We start from the raw sequence: 18,456 nt of genomic DNA on the forward strand, positions 1-18,456 counted from the left end.
CAATATAATACAAACAAGTCCGAAATTCAAACGATTTCCAACTTTTTAAAGATGTTTGTACAATCTAGGCAGCTCTTGCAGGATCTCGCTTGCAACCAGCTTCATTCTTCTTGATCCCGCAAAAAATCCGTCTGCAGCGAAGTACCCCGAACGCGGTGGTTCCGCAACAGCGTGGACGGATCGTCGCCAAGCATTCCCAATGTGACGATCGCATTCTCTCCGTACTTATCCCGGATCCGATCCATCGTCTCGTTCAACTGGTCTCTTTTGGGCTGCTGCTCATAATCAAATAAGTCGAGCTGAACGGCCGCCTCCTGCTTCGCAAGCAGATTTTGAGCCGTAATGCCGAGCAGGCGAATCGGCTTATGTTCGGGCCAATGCCGCTCATAGAGCCGCCATGCTTCTTCCAGCAGCTTCGCCGCATCATCCGTTGGGCCTTCGAGCGTATTGGAACGGGTAATCGTCTTCATATCAGGCGTTCGAATCGTCAGCTGCACCGTTTGAGTCATCAATTGCTGTCTGCGCATTCGCCGTGCCACCTGATCTGCAAGATTCAGCAGCACCCGTCTCACCTCTTCGACCGTATCGACGTCCTTCGGCAACGTAGTCGTATGGCCTATTGATTTGCTCTGCTCCCTTTCGGGATTCACCCTGCCTTCATCTTGGCCGTTCGCGGCCCGCTTCATCCAATGTCCGTGCACGCCGAACATGGACACCAGCCGCTTCTCATCCGCTTGCGCCAATTCTCCAATCGTGCGGATGCCGGAGCGCGACAGCTTCATGGCCGTCTTCTGTCCAATGCCGAACATCTCTCCGCAAGGCTTGTGCCACAGCAGCTTCGGAACATCCCGGATCCGAAGCACCGTAATTCCATTCGGTTTCTTCATATCGGAAGCCATTTTTGCCAGCAGCTTATTCGGCGCTACACCGATGGAACAAGGCAAAGAAAGCTCCTCCCTAATCCGTTGTTGCAATTCATTCGCAATTGCTAAGGGCGTACCGAATATTTTAGAGCCGGTAATATCCATATAACATTCGTCAATTGACATCACTTCAACGAGCGGTGTATAACTTTTCGCGATTTCGATAAATGCGCGGGAATACCGCCGGTATAAATGAAAATCCGGACGGATTAGCATTAAGTGAGGACAAAGACGCAAGGCCTGTCTCACATGCATGCCCGTGCGTATTCCAAGCTTTCTTGCCGCATAGGAGCAAGTGACGATAATTCCTTTGCGCAGCTCGATGCTGCCCGCCACCGCTGTGGGCTGCCCTTTATATTGTTCCGGGTCTTCCGCTTCATGGACGGAGCAGTAGAACGCATTCATATCGAGGTGCAGAATGACACGTCCTTTGGAAGGGTAATACAGACGAACGTCGTCATCGGTTCCATCGTGTCCGCTCACAGTCTTTCACCTTCCTTTTACACCTATGAACCGAGCAGAACCCCTGTTCTATTTATAGCTTACCTACAGTTGGTTCTCCATGCAAGAAATACAGGCAAAAAAATGAAAAAATGAGCGGTTCATCTAAATCGCCATTTTATAATCATGCTGAAAATGCAGCAATGGAGCGGTGGAGAGGACACACGTCCGACACTGATAGACTTCCACATCAATCTTGATCCAAAAAATCGGCTCTATACAACGCTGAAAGCAGTGCTATAATAGGAAAATAGTTTCTTTCCATATTAATCCTTGCAAGAACCTAAGGAGGTACCTAGAATGTCAAATGTCATCTCTATCTTTGATACTACGCTGCGTGACGGCACCCAAGGAGAAGGGATAAGCCTCTCTGCGGACGACAAAATAAAAATTGCACGCAAACTTGACGCTTTTGGCGCTCAATATATTGAAGGCGGCATTCCAGGCAGCAACGGCAAGGATATTGAATTCTTCAAGAGAGTCAAATCATATGCTTGGAACTCGAAGCTGACCGCATTTGGCAGCACACGGCGCAAAGAGTCGTTGGCCGAGCATGATACGAGCTTGAACCGGATCATTGAAGCGGGCGTGCCGGCTGCGACGCTTGTGGGAAAGTCTTGGGATTTTCACGTTCATACGGCGTTGCAGACGACGTTGGAAGAAAATTTGGCAATGATCTCCGATTCCATCGCTTATCTTAAGCGTGCCCAGATGGAAGTGATGCTCGATGCCGAGCATTTCTTCGACGGCTACAAGCATAATCCCGAATATGCGCTCGCCGTGCTCAAGACGGCGCAACAAGCCGGAGCGGACTGGATCGTCATGTGTGACACGAACGGCGGCACGCTGCCGAATGAAATCAGCTCCATCATCCGTGAAATCAGCGCTCAAGTGCAGGTAAAGCTCGGTATTCATACGCACAACGATTGCGAGCTGGCAGTGGCGAATACCCTCGCTGCAGTCGAGGCCGGCGTCACTCAGGTTCAAGGCACGATGAATGGCTACGGCGAACGCTGCGGCAATGCGAACCTGTGCTCCATCATCCCGACGCTCCAGCTAAAGATGGGCTATTCATGCATTGAAGACGAGCAGCTTAAGGAATTGACCACGGTTGCGCGCTACGTCAGCGAAATCGCCAACGTGCACATGCCTGTCAATCAACCTTACGTAGGCAACGCAGCCTTCGCGCACAAGGGCGGCATCCACGTCTCAGCCATCCTGAAGGACTCGCGCACCTATGAGCATATTGAGCCAGAGCTTGTCGGCAACAAGCAGCGTGTGCTCGTGTCGGAGCTGGCAGGACAGAGCAATGTGCTGTCCAAGGCGCAGCAGCTCGGATACGAGTTGGATGCAAGCAAAGCGGAGACCCGTGCCATCATGGAACGGATCAAAGAGCTTGAGCATCAAGGCTACCAATTCGAAGGCGCGGACGCCTCGCTTGAATTGCTGCTTCGCCAAGCGACCGAGCAGACGGAGGAGCCGTTTGTGTTCGAATCGTTCAAAATACTAGTGGAGAAGTCTGCTGAGCGCTCTGTCGTGTCCGAAGCGATCGTGAAGCTCAATATTGACGGCGAGGCGATCTATATGGCAGCCGAAGGCAACGGGCCGGTCAATGCGCTGGATAGCGCGCTGCGCAAAGCGCTCATTCGGCACTTCCCTCATATTGAAGAAATGCATCTTTCCGATTATAAAGTGCGCGTCTTGGATGAAAACGATACGACGGCGGCCAAAGTCCGTGTTCTAATCGAATCGACGGATTCACAAAATACATGGAGCACCGTCGGCGTCTCCAGCAACGTGATTGAAGCGAGTTGGGCGGCGCTTGTGGACAGTATTCGCTACGCTCTAATCGGCAAAGAGAAGCGTCAACTCACCCCCGAGCGGAAAGAGCAGATCGGTATAGTCAATCATTAATATGAATTGCAACACAAATAAGGAACGGCGCTTCTTTTCCCAGAGGCACCGTTCCTTGTCGTTCTTTCTTCATTTGTTGCGCTTGTCATTCATTCCCCGATCAGCTTCTCGATAGCCTGTTCCAAATCCTTCGGCGGGCGAAGCCCGATGAACAGCTCCCGAATGACGCCGTTCTTGTCAACGAGCACATTTGTCGGAAATGCGATTCCATTGTAAAGCTTAAATACGTCGCCTTTCTCATCCAACAGCACTGGATTGACGAGACTATACTCCTTCACGAACGCTTTCGCTTTATCTTCTGAATCGTAGGACGTGACATTGACTGACAGCATTTCCATCCGATCCTTATACTTCGCGTACAGCTTCACCAGATCAGGCGCTTCGGCTTGACATGGATCGCACCACGATGCCCAGAAATTAATAAAGATCGGCTTATTCTGCTTGCCCCCGACCTGATAGGCCGCGCCATTCGTGCTTGTCAACGAAAAAGAAGGAGCCAGCTTCCCGACCTGGGGCCCCGTTTCCGTCGGCAGAACCGCGCCGGTTCCAGAAGCCAACTTCCGCCCAGACGTATCCTTGGCTTTGCCCATTTGATTTTGCCACGCTCCAAAGCAAATGAGCCCTATGCCTAAGATAAGCACAAGTACGCTTTTTTTCATAAACAATGCCTCTCCTTCGCTGAGACTTCTTACAGTTATTGTACCCTTTTTCCAGCAAAAATACGATCCTGCAATGTAACGAATGACACATCATTATAAGGGGTACAGTAACGAAGTAAATGTCCTAAAGAGCATTTGAATGGGAGGAACGAGATAAAATGGCGAAACAACAAGCTCGGTCCATGTGGCTGGAATATGCTGCGCTCGCTACCGTGCCGCTCGTGCTTGTCTTAGGCAACTCGATGCTCGTGCCGATCTTGCCGGAAGTAAAACGTCATCTTCACTTAACGCAATTGCAAACAAGTCTGATCATTACGCTATTCTCCGTTACGGCAGGCATTGTCATTCCGTTTTCCGGCTATTTATCGGATCGGTTTGGCCGCAAAAAAGTCATGATTCCGTCACTCATCATTTACGGAATTGCCGGCATACTTACCGGATTGGGCGCAATGTGGGGCTCCTACGGGATGCTCATCGGCTCCAGAGCGTTGCAAGGACTGGGTGCCGCGGGCACCGCCTCAATCGCCATGGCGCTTGTCGGGGACTTATATAAGGATGCGCAGGAAAGCCAAGCGCTGGGATTGATAGAAGCTTCGAACGGTGCAGGCAAAGTCATCAGTCCAATACTCGGCTCGGCGCTTGCGCTATGGACATGGACAGCCCCCTTTTTTGCTTTTCCTGTATTTTGCGCACTGTCTTTGGCAGCCGTTACATGGCTTATCCATGAACCGGATCAAAGGCCAGAGGCTGTTCCAATTAAAAAATATTTGCATAATATCAAGGATATTTTCAAGCAGAAGGGACGCTGGTTGATTCCGGCTTTTTTTGCCGGTTCGTTAGCCTTATTTATTTTGTTTGGCATTTTGTTTTATTTATCGGACATTTTGGAAGAGAAGCCCTATTCGATCAAAGGCATCATGAAAGGCCTGGTGCTTGCCATCCCGCTGTTGGGCATGGTTACGACGGCTTACATTACAGGGAATTTAATAAAAAAGAATGGCGTGCTCATCCGTTGGCTCATAAATATCGGGTTGTTGATGATGGCCGTTTCACTCGGATTCACGATCTTTTTCAACAAAAATGTCTATGGCTTCATCAGCCTCATTACGGTGAGCAGTATCGGGACAGGACTGCTGCTGCCGTGCTTGAACACGATGATTACCGGTTCTGTTGACAAAGCCGAGCGAGGCATGATCTTATCTCTGTATAACAGTCTGCGCTTCCTCGGAGTGGCATTCGGTCCCCCGCTTTTCAGCTGGTTGATGGACATCTCGCATCGCGTCATTTTCATAACGGTGACCGTGTTATCCGCGATCGCGTTTGTGCTTGTATTTTTGTTCATCAAGCCGGACAAAGAAGTGCGTTGACAAGACGAAATCTGGATGATGCACCGTGCTGCCGCCCTATCTTTAACCATACCAGTTGGTTTATGGTACACTTAGCATGGATGTCTGGACAAGATGCAACATTCATTTCACATCGTGATAAGTTAAGGTGAAAGCGAGAGATGCTGGCGATGCAAGACGCCGTCGTTAACCAACCTGGTATGGATACGATCTACATCCAGCATGCCGTCTGCGAGGCGATGGTTCGCAATGCGCGCTCCCAGCTGCCATTTGAAGCGTGCGGCATCCTTTTCAAAGCGCGTCATTCCCGCGATTACACACACTATAGACCGCTCGTGAATCGAGCCACCGATCGCCTTCACTCCTTTCAGCCCGATGCCCGGGAATGGGTAGATCTCGTCATGCAAGCCGAGCGTGAGCAGCATACTCTGCTGCTCGTCCATTCTCATCCGAAGACGCCCCCAATCCCCTCTGCAGAGGATGCGGAGGGCATAGCACTGAGCGCCGCTATATTTGATGCGTATATCATTGTCTCTTTTTATGAAAATGACGAGCATCCCGCCATACATGCCTATCGCTTCTGCGCTTCCTCCGGGCAGGGCACTTATGGCAAACCCCAGATTTCATTCAAGCCAGTACCAATTCAGGTCGTGCGATAGAAGATCGTGCACGTTTAGAATACATCTATTATGTAACTCCTTGACTCTCTTACCCATCAAAATCGGCAGGATTCCAGTGGAAAATATATCAAATTATGAACGATGCTGACAGGACATATCCGACAAGGATAAAAGCGCGTTACCACATCATTTATCGTGTCAGTTAATATTACATTTGCAAAACCATAACGTTTGACTGTATGGTTTATTTTTTAGTATCATATACATTAGATAAGCGAGGTGAATGGTGATGGGTAGAAGTGATTTAATTCGAATTGGCGAGCTCGCTCGTGCGGCTAACGTGAGTCAGCGTACGATAGACTATTACACGACGATTGGGCTTATTGAGCCTGTGCAGCGCACGGATACTAACTATCGTCTGTACAGCTATGAAACGATCGAGCGAATTGAACGTATTAATCAATTAAAACAAGAGAAATATTCATTAGAGGAAATCAAACATTATTTCTCTCAGCTCAGTAAAGTAATTGCAGAGCAGGACATTGCCGAAAGACTTGCCGAGCTGCAGCTTCATATGGAGAAGCTGGAGCGTGAAGCCAAGGAACTGCAGCCAATGATCGATAAGCTCAAGACGAAGAACACCAGTTCTCTGTTTAACCGGTTGGCGACGCAAAGCGCGGCATGTGTGGAAGTGCTTCTCACCTTCATCGACAAAGGGAACAACCACTTTATGATGTAAATGAGAACCACCAAGCATAAATGACCTGCCAGTCGTCTGGCGGCACACTTTTTGAAGGTAGAATGCATGAAAGGCTGTTCAGAAGCAAACTTTTGAACACGAACTAATAGGAGGTAAGCCATATGTTTTTTCACCCAATGGATTTTTTAATCATCATTGCGTTTGGACTCTCTCTTTGGGCACAATTCCGGGTCAAAGGCACGTTTAACCGCTTTACGCAAGTCCCGATATCAAGCGGGATGACTGGTTACGAAGCAGCTCGGGCCATGCTGGACAGGAACGGCCTGTACGACGTCCCCGTTGAACCCGTGCAAGGCGCACTGACAGACCACTACGATCCGATTCACCGTGTCGTCCGCCTGTCCGAGCCCGTGTACTATGAGAACTCCATCTCGGCGGTCTCGGTTGCCTGTCACGAGGTCGGTCACGCGATTCAGCATCAACAGTCTTATCCGATGCTGGTCCTCCGTCACCGCATCTTCCCGGTGGTCAACTTCGCGTCTGGATTTGCGCCGTTTCTCATTATTGCCGGGTTCCTGTTCCAATGGTCGGGGATGCTCCTTGCCGGTATTATCTTCTTCTCCGCAGCCGTCTTCTTCCAGCTGGTGACGCTGCCGGTAGAGTTTAACGCGAGCAATCGGGCAAGAGACCTTATGATTGCGGAAGGCTTCATTACGAATGACGAGGAACGCGGTGTGGCGAAGGTGCTGAATGCAGCCGCTTTGACTTATGTCGCGGCCGCGCTTATTTCTGTCCTGGAGCTGCTGAAGTACATTATGATTTTTACAAGCCGCGACGACTAAGGCCGGCTTATCTTACTTAAACGGATGGTGTTACGGTTAAATGGCGGAGCAGGAACGATTACTGCTTCGTCATTTTTCTATTTTCCAAGGGTGCATTTTTTGGGAATTTAAAAACGGTTATTGACAGGGGGTCAATCATGGTCTACATCGCACTGCTTCGAGGGATTAATGTTGGTGGAAAAAATAAAATTGACATGAAGATGCTTAAAGGATCTTTTGAACGAGTAGGTATGAACTCTGTAGTGACCTATATCAATTCAGGTAACATCATTTTTACAGACAATGGCCAATCAAAAACAAAATTATCACATATTCTGGAAGAGGCCATACATGAAACCTTCGGATTACAAATCAAAGTTCTGGTCCTTAGTATTGATGATTTTAAAAAAGTGATGCACTCTCTTCCGGAGTCATGGACAAACGACCAACAGATGAAAAGTGATGTGCTGTTTTTATGGGATGACGTCAATGATGAGACAGTGCTTGATAAGCTGGTCATCAAACCAGGAATTGATACGGTAAACTACGTTACCGGAGCGCTTTTATGGTCAGTTGACAGAAAAAATGTGACCAGAAGCGGTATGATGAAACTTGCCGGATCAAAGATATATCAACAAATGACAGTCAGGAATGTAAATACAACCCGCAAAATATACGAACTTATGCAAGCTGCAGAGAATTAAGTCATTTCCGATGTACCTCAGCAAAGTAAAAAGGGGCTGTCCTTCAGGTCCTTCAGACCTTTGAGACACCCCTATTCTTAATTAGCAGCAATGCTTTCCGTGTGCCCACAGTCTTTATTTATGATTGGATGAAGCGACAGAAGAAGTCTTATTAGCCCGCGCCAGCTCATACAGATCGTGCTGTTCGAAATACCTCAGCAGAAACGCATGGAACGTCTGCGCGACGAGCGGCAGCTTCTCATCCACGCGGCGGATCAATCCGATCGTCCTCGTGACGACCGGATGAACGACACGGACACAAGCCGGCTCTAGCTCAGACGTATGCTTGAGGGCCATATCCGGCAGCAAGCTGACTCCCATGCCCGCAGCGACGAGCCCGCGTATCGTCTCCGTCTCCTCCCCTTCAAAGCTGATGCGGGGTGTGAATCCAGCCTCTATGCAAGCATCCCACACGATAGGGCGCAACGAATACCCCGGACTGAACATGACGAAGGTCTCATCCTTCAACTGCTTCAACGAAATGGACTCCTCCCCTGCAAGCGGGTGATTCGGCGGCATAATGGCGAGCAGTTCCTCTGTCAACACGATCTCGCCGGTAACTTGATCACACTCTTTGGGGTATGGGGAGATAAAAGCCAAATCCACTTCGCCCGATACTACATCCCGAATTAAAGAAGGGTACATCCCCTGCTTAAAACGAAATTTGACGTTAGGATGCTTCTTCCGAAATTCAGCCACCATCTTCGGAATCAAGTGGACCCCTAAGCTGTGCGGAAATCCGATGCGAACTTCGCCTAGCTCCGGATCCATAAATTCCTGCACCTCTTGGACCGACCGTTCCAGCTCCTTCAATATGGCTTCCGCCCGTTTGCAGAACAACTGCCCAACAGGCGTCAATTGCAGGTTGCGGCCTTTTTGCAAAAACAACTTCACGCCAAGCTCTTCTTCCAATTGATGAATTTGCCGGCTTACCGCTGACTGCGCGACGTGCAGTTCCTCCGCCGCCTGCGTTACATGCTCCTTTTGCGCCACCTTTACAAAATAGTGCAATTGCCTAAGTTCCACGACTCCTTCGCTCCGATCTCCGATTTATGCTAGTAAAAATTATCGAATTAACCGCAGAATGCTATAGACTGCAAACCCTGCCACTAACCCGCCGATATGGGCGCTCCAGCTAATTCCGCTGATGATGAAAGACTGTGCAATACCGATCCCGAGAATGATTAAGAGCGTCTTGCGCGAAGCCTCATCCAGCGTCCAGCGTTGAAATATGGCAATGAATAAATATGCGCCGTAGAGCCCATATATTGCTCCAGAGGCGCCAACAGCAAGCGTGCCCCATTCCGACAGCATAAGCGCGGCTGCATTGCCTAGCAGTCCGCTTGCCACATACAGGATGGCATATTTGAAAGAACCGAGTATTTTCTCCAGCGGCGGCGCAAACACGAACAACGCGAACATGTTGAACAGAAGATGCTCGAAGCCGGAGTGAAGAAACATCGCCGTCGCCATGCGCCACGTTTCATGGATGTACGGTTCCTCTTTCCAGATTGCGCCGAAACGAAACAGATTCTCACCGTTCTGCGAACCGCCGCTTAAGGCTAACACGGCGAACATCACCAAGTTAGCAATAATAAGGAGGGTCGTTACTGGATAGTTTTTCACATAGCTGCGCCAATTCTCGTAACGAATAAAAATCATTCGGAATCCCTCGCTTTCTCAACTTATATCTCACTGTCCGCCCAATCATTCTCAATTGTGCACGCAACCTATCACGAACCGACATTGGACAACTGCGCGAGTTAACCATTATAATGAAAATTAGGTTTACCAAATATTAGACCGTTATGTAAGAAGGAGGTTTCCAACCCATGTCCGTAGAACGCACAGGTGTGGCAACACTTAAAGGCAATCCAATCACATTGCTAGGTCCAGAACTCAAGGTAGGCGATAAAGCGCCTGATTTTAAATTAAACAAATCGCTTGTCGAAGCTGTCAGCTTGCAAGACTTCGCAGGGAAGGCAAAGCTCATAAGCGTCGTTCCATCCATCGACACCGGTGTGTGCGATATGCAGACACGCCGCTTCAACGAAGAAGCCGCTAAGCTTGGCGATAACGTAGCCGTACTGACCGTAAGCGCAGACCTTCCGATGGCGCAAGCCCGTTGGTGCGGAGCTGCTGGCGTGGACAATGTCGTCATGCTGTCCGACTATAAAGACAATAACTTCGGTGAAGCTTATGGCGTGCTTATTAAAGAGCTCCGCCTCGACATGCGCTCCATCTTCGTGCTGGATGCCAACAATACGGTTCAGTATGTCGAATATCTAAGCGAAATGACGGAGCATCCGAACTACGAGCAAGCGATTGAAGCAGTCAAAGCCCTGCTCTAATCTCTGCGCAAAGAGTAAAAGCGAGAGAAGAGTTTCGGCTCCTCTCTCGCTTTTTATATGTAACGAGGTTATTTCCGCGCCTCATTGGCAGCCGCTTAAGAGGTTATTCAAAAAGCCCCCTTTTTAGCACGAAGCAGTCCAAGAAATCGTTCGGCATTGAACCTAGTATGCATGCCCCAAGGCAGGCATATGCTTCCGAAGTGTTTTCTTGCGAAAACTCGTCCTTCTCGGTGGTGAAAAGCGGTCTTTTTGAATACGCACTTTAATTGTTATTTACTTTAAATGATGCCATCTTCTTATCCAAGACGGCATATAGATCCAATATAACCCGGTAATTTGCTCCCAAATCGCCCATTCCGCCGCGAGAAGCCGAGTAAATATCGACAGCGGTTCTCATCGGCCCAACGTTGATGACGGACACGGTAATATCCATTGTACGCCCGGTCATTGTGCGTTTTTCCAGTGTAATCTCGCCTACCGAAGGCACCTCATGCAGCACTTTGTATCCTTGTATTTTCTTTAAAGTCGATGCAACTTCTTCCCAGGCTTTATCCCGGGACAACTGGTAGTAATGCGTTTTCAATTTTGGGTCCTTAGCCCGATCGCCGCTCGATTCAAAGCTGCGAACGATGCCAACCAACACACGTTTGAATGACAAAAGCGTGTTCCTCCTTTTCATGGCAGCCGATGCTCACTAATCTATAGTCTAACACTGTTCGATGGTTAACGAAAGAGGATTTCCACAGAAAAAGAAAAACACCTTCAGTGCGGACCAAGGTACGCTATGAAGGTGATTCGGTTGTTGTAATACCCGCCTATGCCGTTTGGCTTCTATGTTTCTGAACCTGCTCTCGCAGGTGGGTGTCCGCAAAAGTACTTTTGACTTCCCTTCGGAGAGGGCCTGTCAGCCGTGCTTCGATATTGAACTCCCTAGAAACAACCATTGGTTCAAAACAACGAAAGCCTACACGCACATCGCAGGATGTATACTTATTATAATGTTTTCATATCTAAAAGTAAACCTGTCTTCACGCCCAATCCAACTGTTCCGGCATGATCCGCTTTGCTTTGGGAACTCATCATAACACAGAATCAGATATGAATTCAAGTACCTCCGCACGAATTGTGTTACGTCTGAAAAGCGAACTTTTGGCACACTCACTTAGGCGCGTATCTGTTCTCTTCCACGCTTTCCTTGACTGGAGCATGATCCACTGCTTCGAACGGCACTTCCGCATCCGGATCCGGTTCCGCTTTCTCTCCCTCTTCCGCCTGCTCTTGCGCTCGTTCATGCTGCTCCTGCATCTTCTGGAACACGGCATAGAAGTTAAAGAACGCATAGTAAGCAATAATGGCGCCTGAGAAGAAAATGATGAGGAACGGCCATTTGAACAGGCTGAAATACAAAATCGCTCCGCTTACAACCGTCGTCATAATAATGCGCAGCGGTCTGAGGAGCGTGAGCAAAATGCTATTCTTCACCAATTGAACCGTCTTCATATGATAATGCGACACCATCGAGAAAAAGTTAAACAGCGACACGAACAGCACGATCAAAAATCCCAGCATGACGAATCCAATCGCTTGAAAGGACTTCAGCTGAGTCATGTATACGGTGTAATCTACATACATGATGACGAACAAAAGCGTGTAGAAGATACCACCGACCATAGCTTGCTTGTAGTTCTCTTTATATGATTTGAAGAACGTGCCAAGCAGCTTCACGTCCGTTTCACCCATTACCCATTTCCGCGCAACGGAGAACATCGCCGCCGTGGCCGGAAACAGTGTAAACGGTGCCACAATTCCCATCATCCAGTTCATCGTGATGGATTCGTTCAAGAAGTTTTGCTGCATGACAAGCAATTTCACCAATAAAAAAAAGAAAAACGGTGACGAACAGAGCAGCCACAGCACGTTCGTGACCGAGAATCGCATAATCCATTCCGAAATGCGGTAAAAACCGCCCATTATCCCTCGAAATTCCAAAGGTCATTCCCCCTCATACATCCTGTCTTATAACTATAATACAAATGGGTCATGTAATGCCAGTGCCTATTTTCTCAGCGCTGGGTGGCCGTCTAAGCGGCTCTCACCTTATCGCATATGATGTTACCGTAATCTAAATTCCACGATTGTTCTAAGGAGGTTGCTTCATGGGCCAAGTCGGATATGGTGGCGGTGCTTTCTGGACGTCCACAGGCACAATTTTGGTATTGTTCATTTTGCTCGTTATCGTTAGCCGTTCTATCCTTTTTTAGACCCGCCATAACGTGCGAGTGGATGAATCGGCTTGCGCATCTGCAAAGTACACGCCTTTTCATGGAGATGAAGCAAAGAGACCGCCAAGGGCGGTCTCTTTGTCTCTGTAAATTAGTGTATATCAAGCTGCGCATTGTATCTGCGTATACCTGTTACCTGTGCTATTCCTATTCGTTATCGCGGCTGCGGCGTCCTTCGTCATTGGTGCGGCGCGGACGGCGATCTCCGCTTCCGCTGCGATCACGCCATTCTCCGCTGCGGTTGCGGTCTCCGCTGCGATTGTCGCGGTCACGGCCGCCGTATCCTCCGCGGTTATCGCGGCCACCGGTGCGCGATCCGCCTCCGGAACGTCCGCCGCGATTGTATGGCGCAGACAGCTTGCGGCCGCTCGTGCGCACATCCGGCTTGCGGCGCTTCGCACGGATCGGATCCTCAGGCGTCAAGGAAATTTCAACATCTTTCTTCTCGCCTGTCATCAGCTTAAATGCAGCCGACAACAAATGAACGGAATCGTATTGCTCCAGCATTTGAATCGCAATGCCCTTGTACTCGGTCAAATCACCGTCTTGCAGCACTTCAAGCATTCGTTCTGCGATAATGCGCTGTTTGCCCTCAATCGCCTCCGCCAGACTTGGCACCGGCTTGCGAGGAATGCGATGGCGCGTAACGCGTTCGATAAAGTGCAGATGGTCGATTTCACGCGGAGTGACGAAGGACCAAGCGCTTCCTTCTTTCCCTGCACGGCCTGTACGGCCAATGCGGTGAACGTAAGATTCCGGATCTTGCGGCAAGTCGAAGTTGATGACATGCGTTACGCCGGACACGTCCAAGCCGCGAGCGGCCACGTCCGTTGCGACCAGCACATCAATGCTGCCGTCACGGAATTTGCGCATAACCGTATCGCGCTGGTTCTGAGACAAGTCGCCATGCAGCCCGTCTGCCGAATATCCGCGCTTCTGCAGCGCTTCAGACAATTCGTCTACCCGGCGCTTCGTGCGTCCAAAGACGATAGCAAGCTCAGGAGATTCCATGTCCAAAAGACGGCTTAATGCATCAAACTTAACGCGTTCAGGCACTTCGATGTATGCTTGAGCAATAAGCGGCGCACTAACTTGCTTCGGCATTACCGACACATGCTCAGGCTCGCGCAGGAATTGATTGGCAAGCTTCTGAATGTTCGGCGGCATTGTAGCGGAGAAGAGCATGGTCTGGCGTTCATCAGGCACCAGGCTCAGAATCGATGTGATATCTTCCATGAAGCCCATATCAAGCATTTCATCGGCTTCATCAAGAACGACCGTTGTGACGTCATTCAGCTTAATCGTCTTCCGGTTAATATGATCCAATAGGCGTCCAGGCGTTCCAATAATAATTTGAGGGTGCTTTTTCAAAGCGCGAATTTGTCTTCCGATATCTTGGCCACCGTAAATTGGCAGCGAGCGAACGCCCTTGAAGCGAGTCAGCTTTCCGATTTCCTCGGCAACTTGAATCGCCAATTCACGTGTCGGCGTCATAACGAGCGCTAGCACGCGCTCATCTGCTGGGTTGATCTTCTGAATCAACGGAATACCGAAGGCGGCCGTCTTCCCTGTACCCGTCTGCGCTTGTCCGATAAGGTCACGTCCTGTCAACGCTACAGGTATCGCTTTTTCTTGGATCGGAGTCGCTTCTTCAAACCCTAATTCCGTAATTGCTTGCAGTACTTTCGTCTCCAAGCCAAATTCTGCAAATGTCTTCAATATATTCATACTCCTTCGTTGTGGACAATCCACAGCCTTGTCTGTATTCTTAAGTAGCGCGACAATGGTGACGAATGGCACATTCAGCCGACCGTCTTCTCATATACAATGCGGAGGTGATCCTCACTTGAAACGCTTGACTCCGCGGATTTATCATGAACATCGTGGATAACAAAAGCCTACTCAAGAATATCCAGCATATTATAACACAAACGCATTAAAGAATACCAGCTAAGATATGACCCAATACTACGTTTTGAGGTGAACTTGCTTGAAACGAATTTTACATTCGATCATTTTACTCATCGGCGCAGCGTGCATCGCCCTATCTTTCAAACTGTTCCTCATGCCGCACCATTTGTTGAGCGGCGGAGTATCAGGCCTGTCGCTAGTGACCAATTACATCACGAATTGGAACCCGTCAGTCTTGTATTTCGCTTACAATCTGCCGCTTATCGTCTGGGGATGGTTCATCCTCGGCAAACGATTTATCATATACAGCATCCTCAGCGTTGTGGCAACGACATTCTTCATTTCCATCATTCCGGTGAAGATGGTCACGAATGAACCGTTGCTTTCGGCGGTATTCGGCGGAACGCTCGCCGGGATCGGAAGCGGAATATCGCTTCGCATCGGAGGATCGTCCGGCGGATTTGACATTATCGGCTCCATCGTGACACGATATCGCGATTTTTCCATTTCGAACATTTTGGTCGCTTTAAATGCTGTCGTTATCGCTACGCATGGATATTTGTCTCAAGAATGGGAACTGGTGCTTTACTCCATGGTGTCCATCTTTACTACGGGAAAAGTGATCGGCACCATATATATTAACCATTACAAAGTGACCGTATTTATAATTACAAGGGAAAAAGATACCTTGATAAACAAACTGCTCTGTCTCCCGCACGGGGTTACTGTCATTAAGACGCGAGGGGCGTTCACGGACATCGAAAAGGACATGCTCATGACGGTCACGACGCGATACGAGCTGTCTGAGCTGAAGCGGACGATAATGGAAGTCGATCCGAAAGCCTTCGTCAATATCGTGGAAACAGTAGGCGTCATCGGGAATTTCCGCCGTCCGAAGAGCATTTGAGCTTAGACGCTTGCATTCCTATTCATGCAGGAACTGGCGTTGCGGCATATTTGCTGCGGCATGCGAAGGAGCCCGTCCATGCAGGGACGGGCTCTTCTCTGTCGAGAGGTCGTTTGCCAGCTCATGACATGGCGCTCCGGCTCCTGTCTTACGTTAACGGACGTGTCTGTTCCGCTAGCTTCAAGAAATAATCAAGCGTATTATTGACGCGCTGAATGACATTCGCATGCTGCGGCTTGCCTTCTTCCGTAAATTGACGCAAGTCTCCGCCAATGGACACCCACTCTGGACAGTTGATCCCGTGCAGGTTGCGGACCATCGTTTGCAAATGCGTCAAGGAGCTGACTCCCACGGCTCCCCCAGCAGAGCTGACCGATAATACGACTTTGTTGTTAACGTGCTCGAAGCTTAAGTAATCCAGCGCATTTTTAAGCACGCCCGAGATACTGCCGTGATATTCCGGAGTCGCCAGCACGATGGCATCCGCCGATGACACGCTCTCCTTCAAGCGAATGACATTCGCATTATCTTCGTTCGAATCTGGACAATACAGCGGCAGCTGCGATTGATATAAATCAATGACGATTGCTTCATGTCCTTTCACTTCCAGCTGCGCAGCCATATAACGAACAAGCTTGGTGCTTGTCGCTTCTGAACGATTGCTGCCTGCAATGAGTACGATTTGCATGACGCACTCTCCCTTCATCATGTTGCGGTTAAAAAGCGTGCATTAAGTATCGCGGGTGGGGATGATAAATCCGCTGCCTGCCTGACAACGTTTCTTCTCCAATAAAGTCAGATCCTGCACGGTCTTGCCGGGCATGGTCTGCTCGATATGCGCTTCTGCATGGATAAACGCTTGCTCTTCCGTCTCTGCCAAGAGAACGCATACGTACGGGCCTTGTTCTGTGGACGCTTCCAACCGGTATATGTACATCTTGTCCCCCCCTTCCCTTCGGTCATCATACAAAAACAGGAAGAAATCGTCAAGATACGCTTGTACCTAAAAGACACCTGTGGCGAGTGCGAGGAACTGCAAAAATAGGCCTGTTCGGGAGGATAGGCCTATTTGAAACATACCACAAAAATACGGCCGGGCTTAAAGTTCCACATACTAAAAGGGACGGTGCCGGAAGCCTTTTTATAAGGCAGCAGCGGGTGCCGTCCCTGCTTTGTTGTCTTTAACCTTCATCTAGTCAAATATGACTCAAGCCTAGTTCTGCGGACGCCATCTTCCAGAAACCTTTTCGTTTATACTTCATCTACCGGATGATCCGATACCTCCGCTTGCAGTCTATGCAGCTCTTCCTTCAATTCTCTAGTTGCGGCTTCGTATTCGGGAAGACCGTATACGTTTTTCAATTCATAAGGATCGACGCTCAGATCGAACAACTCCCATTCAGGCGGCCGATTTTCGTCGCGGGATCCCGGAGTGCCAAGCGCTTGCGCATAATAGTAGATCAACTTGTAGCGGTCTGTCCGAATGCCGTAATGGGAATATACATTGTGATGCTCATCGAGATGCATCCAATATCGATAATACATCGAGGTGCGCCAATCGTCCGGCGCTTTGCCCTGCAGCAGCGGCCGCAGCGAACGGCCTTGCATATCCTCCGGCGCTTCGATGCGGGCGTAATCCAAAAATGTCTGCGCAAAATCTACGTTCAGCGCCATTGATTCCGTTACGCTTCCCGGCGCGATTTCTCGCGGATACCGGACAACAAAAGGCATGCGCAGCGATTCCTCATACATGAAACGCTTATCGAACCATCCGTGATCGCCCAAGAAAAACCCTTGATCCGACGTGTAAATGACGATCGTATCCTCAGCGATCCCCTCTTCGTCCAAATAGTCCAGCAGCCGCCCTACATTGTCATCAATCGAGGCGACGCACCGCAAGTAGTCTTTGATATAGCGCTGATACTTCCAACGCTTCGCTTGCTCGTCACTAAGCCCCGCGGGCGGATTGCCCTTCGTATCGGTAACGACCATGTCACGGTCGATTCTCATCTTTGCTTGCACGGCTGCTTGCGCACGGGTTGCGTAATCGTCATCGAATGTGTCGGGATAAGGAATTTCCACATCTTCGTACATATGGCTGTGACGTTCGTCTGGCTGCCATGGACGATGCGGCGCTTTGTGATGACACATCAGCATGAACGGCCGATCCTTGTCCCGTTTTCGCAGCCACTCCAGCGACTTATCGGCAATTACATCCGTTACATAACCGGCAATGCGCTGCCTCCCATTCGCTTCGATAAATTCCGAATTGAAATAATCACCTTGACCGTCCAGCACGCTCCAATAATCAAAGCCGGTCGGATCGGCAAACCCGCCATGGCCCAAATGCCATTTCCCGAGAATGGCCGTCTGATATCCGTGGGCCTGAAGCAGCTTTGGATAGGTCTGCTGCCTCCCGTCAAAGTGATCATCAATCGATTTCACTCCATTTACATGGTTGTATTTCCCTGTCAGAATCGATGCCCTGCTCGGAGAACAGATCGAATTGGTGCAGAAGCAATGATCGAATCGAATGCCTTCATTGGCAATCCGATCGATATTCGGTGTCTCATTAATTCGGCTGCCGTAGCAGCTCATTGCATGCGATGCATGGTCGTCGGACATTACAAACAGAATATTCGGTCTTCTCAGCTCTGATCTTGCTGTCATTGGGCTCCACTCCTAGCGAATCAGGTTAGAATCATCTTGTAATCGTTTGCAGTCGTTCATTGCTCTATTGTAAACCTTCTGTTTCTAATCCGCTACCTCATACGTGAA

General features: G+C 49.4%; 19 protein-coding genes and 1 other RNA gene. 9 read left to right on the plus strand and 11 right to left on the minus strand.

Annotation, left to right across the window (positions count from 1 at the left end):
* Positions 1–101 precede the first annotated feature (101 nt).
* Positions 102–1,406, minus strand: coding sequence for a DNA polymerase IV (locus tag JSQ80_RS02795; protein ID WP_087434904.1), 1,305 nt, complete (start codon positions 1,404–1,406; stop codon positions 102–104).
* Positions 1,407–1,724: 318 nt separating this feature from the next.
* On the opposite strand from JSQ80_RS02795, the gene cimA reads away from it, so the two are divergent.
* On the plus strand, positions 1,725–3,338 hold the full coding sequence (cimA, locus tag JSQ80_RS02800; RefSeq protein ID WP_206094268.1) for a citramalate synthase: 1,614 nt from the start codon (positions 1,725–1,727) through the stop codon (positions 3,336–3,338).
* Positions 3,339–3,427: 89 nt separating this feature from the next.
* On the opposite strand, the gene JSQ80_RS02805 is transcribed toward cimA, so the two are convergent.
* The gene (locus tag JSQ80_RS02805) at positions 3,428–3,997 is read right to left on the minus strand and encodes a TlpA family protein disulfide reductase (RefSeq protein WP_087434902.1); all 570 of its coding nucleotides are present in this window, start codon (positions 3,995–3,997) and stop codon (positions 3,428–3,430) included.
* A gap of 158 nt (positions 3,998–4,155) precedes the next feature.
* On the opposite strand from JSQ80_RS02805, the gene JSQ80_RS02810 reads away from it, so the two are divergent.
* From JSQ80_RS02810 to JSQ80_RS02830, 5 genes are all read left to right on the plus strand, one after another.
* Positions 4,156–5,364: an MFS transporter gene (locus JSQ80_RS02810; protein ID WP_087434901.1), complete on the plus strand. Its 1,209-nt coding sequence runs from the start codon at positions 4,156–4,158 to the stop codon at positions 5,362–5,364.
* A gap of 140 nt (positions 5,365–5,504) precedes the next feature.
* Positions 5,505–6,002 carry a M67 family metallopeptidase gene (locus JSQ80_RS02815; RefSeq protein WP_206094269.1) on the plus strand — a complete coding sequence of 166 codons (498 nt, stop codon included), beginning with the start codon at positions 5,505–5,507 and terminating at the stop codon, positions 6,000–6,002.
* Between the two features lie 250 nt (positions 6,003–6,252).
* Complete coding sequence (locus JSQ80_RS02820) at positions 6,253–6,702, plus strand: helix-turn-helix domain-containing protein (protein WP_206094270.1); 450 nt, start codon at positions 6,253–6,255, stop codon at positions 6,700–6,702.
* A 122-nt stretch (positions 6,703–6,824) separates the two neighbouring features.
* Positions 6,825–7,505 (plus strand): zinc metallopeptidase, encoded by a 681-nt coding sequence (locus tag JSQ80_RS02825; protein WP_087434898.1) that lies wholly within the window; start codon positions 6,825–6,827, stop codon positions 7,503–7,505.
* Positions 7,506–7,642: 137 nt separating this feature from the next.
* Entirely contained in the window at positions 7,643–8,188 is a 546-nt protein-coding gene (locus JSQ80_RS02830; protein ID WP_206094271.1) for a DUF1697 domain-containing protein, read from the plus strand.
* Positions 8,189–8,302: 114 nt separating this feature from the next.
* Here JSQ80_RS02830 and JSQ80_RS02835 read toward each other — a convergent pair whose 3' ends face one another.
* Complete coding sequence (locus tag JSQ80_RS02835; RefSeq protein ID WP_206094272.1) at positions 8,303–9,253, minus strand: LysR substrate-binding domain-containing protein; 951 nt, start codon at positions 9,251–9,253, stop codon at positions 8,303–8,305.
* A gap of 39 nt (positions 9,254–9,292) precedes the next feature.
* On the minus strand, positions 9,293–9,889 hold the full coding sequence (locus JSQ80_RS02840; protein WP_087434895.1) for a rhomboid family intramembrane serine protease: 597 nt from the start codon (positions 9,887–9,889) through the stop codon (positions 9,293–9,295).
* Between the two features lie 170 nt (positions 9,890–10,059).
* On the opposite strand from JSQ80_RS02840, the gene tpx reads away from it, so the two are divergent.
* A complete protein-coding gene (gene tpx, locus JSQ80_RS02845) occupies positions 10,060–10,578 on the plus strand; it encodes a thiol peroxidase (protein WP_206094273.1) in 519 nt (172 codons plus the stop codon).
* 262 nt (positions 10,579–10,840) lie between these two features.
* Here the strand turns inward: tpx and JSQ80_RS02850 are convergent, their stop codons facing one another.
* The 3 genes from JSQ80_RS02850 to JSQ80_RS02860 all read right to left on the minus strand — a co-directional run bounded on the left by JSQ80_RS02850 (position 10,841) and on the right by JSQ80_RS02860 (position 12,567).
* Positions 10,841–11,236, minus strand: coding sequence for a DUF1499 domain-containing protein (locus tag JSQ80_RS02850; protein WP_206094274.1), 396 nt, complete (start codon positions 11,234–11,236; stop codon positions 10,841–10,843).
* A 146-nt stretch (positions 11,237–11,382) separates the two neighbouring features.
* A non-coding RNA gene (ssrS, locus tag JSQ80_RS02855) (6S RNA) lies at positions 11,383–11,565 on the minus strand.
* A 171-nt stretch (positions 11,566–11,736) separates the two neighbouring features.
* Positions 11,737–12,567 carry a YesL family protein gene (locus JSQ80_RS02860; RefSeq protein WP_087434892.1) on the minus strand — a complete coding sequence of 277 codons (831 nt, stop codon included), beginning with the start codon at positions 12,565–12,567 and terminating at the stop codon, positions 11,737–11,739.
* 167 nt (positions 12,568–12,734) lie between these two features.
* Between JSQ80_RS02860 and JSQ80_RS28895 the strand changes: the two genes are divergently transcribed.
* A complete protein-coding gene (locus JSQ80_RS28895; protein ID WP_217896841.1) occupies positions 12,735–12,839 on the plus strand; it encodes a YjcZ family sporulation protein in 105 nt (34 codons plus the stop codon).
* A gap of 168 nt (positions 12,840–13,007) precedes the next feature.
* On the opposite strand, the gene cshA is transcribed toward JSQ80_RS28895, so the two are convergent.
* Complete coding sequence (cshA, locus tag JSQ80_RS02865) at positions 13,008–14,579, minus strand: degradosome RNA helicase CshA (RefSeq protein ID WP_087434891.1); 1,572 nt, start codon at positions 14,577–14,579, stop codon at positions 13,008–13,010.
* Positions 14,580–14,850: 271 nt separating this feature from the next.
* Between cshA and JSQ80_RS02870 the strand changes: the two genes are divergently transcribed.
* Complete coding sequence (locus JSQ80_RS02870; RefSeq protein ID WP_206094275.1) at positions 14,851–15,678, plus strand: YitT family protein; 828 nt, start codon at positions 14,851–14,853, stop codon at positions 15,676–15,678.
* A 148-nt stretch (positions 15,679–15,826) separates the two neighbouring features.
* On the opposite strand, the gene JSQ80_RS02875 is transcribed toward JSQ80_RS02870, so the two are convergent.
* From JSQ80_RS02875 to JSQ80_RS02885, 3 genes are all read right to left on the minus strand, one after another.
* A complete protein-coding gene (locus JSQ80_RS02875; RefSeq protein ID WP_087434889.1) occupies positions 15,827–16,366 on the minus strand; it encodes an NADPH-dependent FMN reductase in 540 nt (179 codons plus the stop codon).
* Between the two features lie 42 nt (positions 16,367–16,408).
* Positions 16,409–16,615 carry a DUF3906 family protein gene (locus JSQ80_RS02880; protein WP_087434888.1) on the minus strand — a complete coding sequence of 69 codons (207 nt, stop codon included), beginning with the start codon at positions 16,613–16,615 and terminating at the stop codon, positions 16,409–16,411.
* Positions 16,616–16,929: 314 nt separating this feature from the next.
* Positions 16,930–18,348 (minus strand): sulfatase family protein, encoded by a 1,419-nt coding sequence (locus JSQ80_RS02885; RefSeq protein WP_206094276.1) that lies wholly within the window; start codon positions 18,346–18,348, stop codon positions 16,930–16,932.
* Positions 18,349–18,456: the final 108 nt, after the last annotated feature.

It is taken from the genome of Paenibacillus apiarius, assembly GCF_017052585.1.
Taxonomy (GTDB): Bacteria; Bacillota; Bacilli; order Paenibacillales; family Paenibacillaceae; genus Paenibacillus_B; species Paenibacillus_B apiarius.

Excerpts from the sequence above, each read along its gene's own strand:
- cimA (WP_206094268.1), top strand. The coding sequence starts at position 1,725 with ATGTCAAATGTCATCTCTATCTTTGATACTACGCTGCGTGACGGCACC.
- JSQ80_RS02805 (WP_087434902.1), bottom strand. The coding sequence starts at position 3,997 with ATGAAAAAAAGCGTACTTGTGCTTATCTTAGGCATAGGGCTCATTTGC.
- JSQ80_RS02810 (WP_087434901.1), top strand. The coding sequence starts at position 4,156 with ATGGCGAAACAACAAGCTCGGTCCATGTGGCTGGAATATGCTGCGCTC.
- JSQ80_RS02815 (WP_206094269.1), top strand. The coding sequence starts at position 5,505 with ATGCTGGCGATGCAAGACGCCGTCGTTAACCAACCTGGTATGGATACG.
- JSQ80_RS02820 (WP_206094270.1), top strand. The coding sequence starts at position 6,253 with ATGGGTAGAAGTGATTTAATTCGAATTGGCGAGCTCGCTCGTGCGGCT.
- JSQ80_RS02825 (WP_087434898.1), top strand. The coding sequence starts at position 6,825 with ATGTTTTTTCACCCAATGGATTTTTTAATCATCATTGCGTTTGGACTC.
- JSQ80_RS02830 (WP_206094271.1), top strand. The coding sequence starts at position 7,643 with ATGGTCTACATCGCACTGCTTCGAGGGATTAATGTTGGTGGAAAAAAT.
- JSQ80_RS02840 (WP_087434895.1), bottom strand. The coding sequence starts at position 9,889 with ATGATTTTTATTCGTTACGAGAATTGGCGCAGCTATGTGAAAAACTAT.
- tpx (WP_206094273.1), top strand. The coding sequence starts at position 10,060 with ATGTCCGTAGAACGCACAGGTGTGGCAACACTTAAAGGCAATCCAATC.
- JSQ80_RS28895 (WP_217896841.1), top strand. The coding sequence starts at position 12,735 with ATGGGCCAAGTCGGATATGGTGGCGGTGCTTTCTGGACGTCCACAGGC.
- JSQ80_RS02875 (WP_087434889.1), bottom strand. The coding sequence starts at position 16,366 with ATGCAAATCGTACTCATTGCAGGCAGCAATCGTTCAGAAGCGACAAGC.
- JSQ80_RS02880 (WP_087434888.1), bottom strand. The coding sequence starts at position 16,615 with ATGTACATATACCGGTTGGAAGCGTCCACAGAACAAGGCCCGTACGTA.
- JSQ80_RS02885 (WP_206094276.1), bottom strand. The coding sequence starts at position 18,348 with ATGACAGCAAGATCAGAGCTGAGAAGACCGAATATTCTGTTTGTAATG.